Source organism: Asaia sp. VD9 (assembly GCF_037150015.1).
Lineage (GTDB): Bacteria > Pseudomonadota > Alphaproteobacteria > Acetobacterales > Acetobacteraceae > Asaia.
Genome location: NZ_JBBCQM010000049.1, coordinates 1 through 255, shown reverse-complemented (window position 1 = coordinate 255; position 255 = coordinate 1). Strand labels below are relative to the sequence as shown.

General features: G+C 62.7%; 1 pseudogene. It reads right to left on the bottom strand.

From position 1 onward, the window contains the following. Window positions 1-226, bottom strand: a pseudogene (locus tag WFJ47_RS16620) (recombinase family protein); the annotation flags it as partial. Between the last annotated feature and the right edge of the window lie 29 nt (window positions 227-255).

Genomic DNA, 255 nt, shown 5'->3' with positions numbered 1-255 from the left:
ACGCGGCCGGAACCCCGCCGGAGACCGTGTCGAGCACGATCTCCCGCACCCCTTCTCGCTCGAGTGCCAGAAGCTGCGGATCATGCGTCTGATCATCGGTCGAGACGCGTGCATAGCCATACCGTGTTATGAAAACCCCCGCGGTTATTTCGGAACACGGTTTGGAGACGGGACGCACCGACCGATGCCGTGCCGTCCCGAAACCGACGGATTGTGAACCGGTCATCACAACCGGCCAGGGCAAGGTCGAACCGC